This window comes from Pseudophaeobacter sp. 1A16562 (assembly GCF_041008785.1).
GTDB lineage: Bacteria > Pseudomonadota > Alphaproteobacteria > Rhodobacterales > Rhodobacteraceae > Phycobacter > Phycobacter gallaeciensis_A.
In genome coordinates this window covers 1-2,500 of record NZ_JAXGFT010000037.1, presented here as the reverse complement: position 1 = coordinate 2,500, position 2,500 = coordinate 1, and the positions used below count along the sequence as shown (strand labels likewise).

Genomic DNA, 2,500 nt, shown 5'->3' with positions numbered 1-2,500 from the left:
TGGCCAGGTTGAAGGTGCGGTAACACGCACTGGAGGACCGAACCCACATCTGTTGAAAAAGATCGGGATGAGCTGTGCCTAGGGGTGAAAGGCCAATCAAACTCGGAGATAGCTGGTTCTCTGCGAAATCTATTTAGGTAGAGCGTCATCCGAATACCCCGGGGGGTAGAGCACTGGATGGGTAATGGGGCCCCACAGGCTTACTGATCCTAACCAAACTCCGAATACCCGGGAGTACTAGATGGCAGACACACTGCGGATGCTAACGTCCGTAGTGGAGAGGGAAACAACCCTGACCTCCGGCTAAGGCCCCCAATTCATGGCTAAGTGGGAAAGCAGGTGGGACGACCAAAACAACCAGGAGGTTGGCTTAGAAGCAGCCATCCTTTAAAGATAGCGTAACAGCTCACTGGTCTAAATAAGTTGTCCTGCGGCGAAGATGTAACGGGGCTCAAGCCATGAGCCGAAGCCGAGGATGCACATAGTGCATGGTAGCAGAGCGTAGTGTGACATAGTCTCATGTCTCCTTACTTCCTTCGGGAAGATTGGAGACAAGAGGCTTTCGATGAAGCCGGGGCGTGAGCCATCCGGTGGAGAGATCACTAGCGAGAATGATGACATGAGTAGCGACAAAGAGTGTGAGAGACACTCTCGCCGAAAGTCCAAGGGTTCCTGCTTAAAGCTAATCTGAGCAGGGTAAGCCGGCCCCTAAGCCGAGGCCGAAAGGCGTAGGCGATGGGAACCAGGTTAATATTCCTGGGCCAGGAGGATGTGACGGATTGCGACTGTAGTTCAGCCTTATCGGATTGGTTGGGCTGCTGAGCAGTCCCTGGAAATAGCCCTCCATCAGACCGTACCCTAAACCGACACAGGTGGACTGGTAGAGAATACCAAGGCGCTTGAGAGAACGATGTTGAAGGAACTCGGCAAAATACCTCCGTAAGTTCGCGAGAAGGAGGCCCGGGTTCAAGGCAACTTGGATCCGGGGGCACAAACCAGGGGGTGGCGACTGTTTATTAAAAACACAGGGCTCTGCGAAGTCGCAAGACGACGTATAGGGTCTGACGCCTGCCCGGTGCCTGAAGGTTAAAAGGAGGAGTGAGAGCTCCGAATTGAAGCCCAGGTAAACGGCGGCCGTAACTATAACGGTCCTAAGGTAGCGAAATTCCTTGTCGGGTAAGTTCCGACCTGCACGAATGGCGTAACGACTTCCCCGCTGTCTCCAACATCGACTCAGCGAAATTGAATTGCCTGTCAAGATGCAGGCTTCCCGCGGTTAGACGGAAAGACCCCGTGCACCTTTACTACAGCTTCGCACTGGCATCAGGATTGTGATGTGCAGGATAGGTGGTAGGCATCGAAACCAGAACGCTAGTTCCGGTGGAGCCTCCCTTGAGATACCACCCTTCGCACTCTTGATGTCTAACCGCGGTCCGTTATCCGGATCCGGGACCCTGCGTGGCGGGTAGTTTGACTGGGGCGGTCGCCTCCTAAAGCGTAACGGAGGCGCGCGAAGGTTGGCTCAGAGCGGTCGGAAATCGCTCGTTGAGTGCAATGGCAGAAGCCAGCCTGACTGCGAGACTGACAAGTCGAGCAGAGACGAAAGTCGGCCATAGTGATCCGGTGGTCCCGAGTGGAAGGGCCATCGCTCAACGGATAAAAGGTACGCCGGGGATAACAGGCTGATACTGCCCAAGAGTCCATATCGACGGCAGTGTTTGGCACCTCGATGTCGGCTCATCTCATCCTGGGGCTGGAGCAGGTCCCAAGGGTACGGCTGTTCGCCGTTTAAAGAGGTACGTGAGCTGGGTTTAGAACGTCGTGAGACAGTTCGGTCCCTATCTGCCGTGGGTGTAGGATACTTGAGAGGAGTTGCCCCTAGTACGAGAGGACCGGGGTGAACGATCCACTGGTGGACCTGTTATCGTGCCAACGGTAGTGCAGGGTAGCTATGATCGGAAAGGATAACCGCTGAAGGCATCTAAGCGGGAAGCCCCCCTCAAAACAAGGTATCCCTGAGGGCCGTGGAAGACCACCACGTCAATAGGCCGGAGATGTAAGTGCAGCAATGCATTCAGTTGACCGGTACTAATCGCCCGATAGGCTTGATCTGTTCCAGTAACAGACAGTCTCATAAACACCAAAAAGCAAAACGAAACCTGGACAACATGTTGATCTGAAACCTTCCGCTTTTGGAAAGCGCCCCGTGACATAATGGAGCTCGCAATACCAAAAGCCGGAAGCTTTTGGTATTTACTCGGTTTGGTGGTCATAGCACGAGCAAAACACCCGGTCCCATCCCGAACCCGGAAGTTAAGTGCCGTCGCGCCAATGGTACTTGGGCTTAAGCCCTGGGAGAGTAGGTCACCGCCAAACCTAGTAAATACCAAAAAATCTCTCTAACGATCATAACCAACAACCTCCGCGGGATGGAGCAGCCCGGTAGCTCGTCAGGCTCATAACCTGAAGGTCGCAGGTTCAAATCCTGCTCCCGCAACCA

1 tRNA gene and 2 rRNA genes (1 of these 3 cut by a window edge) are annotated in these 2,500 nt (G+C 54.2%); all 3 read left to right on the top strand.

The features are described from left to right. Positions 1–2,113: ribosomal RNA gene (locus tag SM764_RS22500) — 23S ribosomal RNA — on the top strand; it begins 714 nt to the left of the window's first position. Between the two features lie 148 nt (positions 2,114–2,261). Further along, positions 2,262–2,376: ribosomal RNA gene (gene rrf, locus SM764_RS22495) — 5S ribosomal RNA — on the top strand. A gap of 47 nt (positions 2,377–2,423) precedes the next feature. Further along, positions 2,424–2,500, top strand: a tRNA-Met gene (locus SM764_RS22490).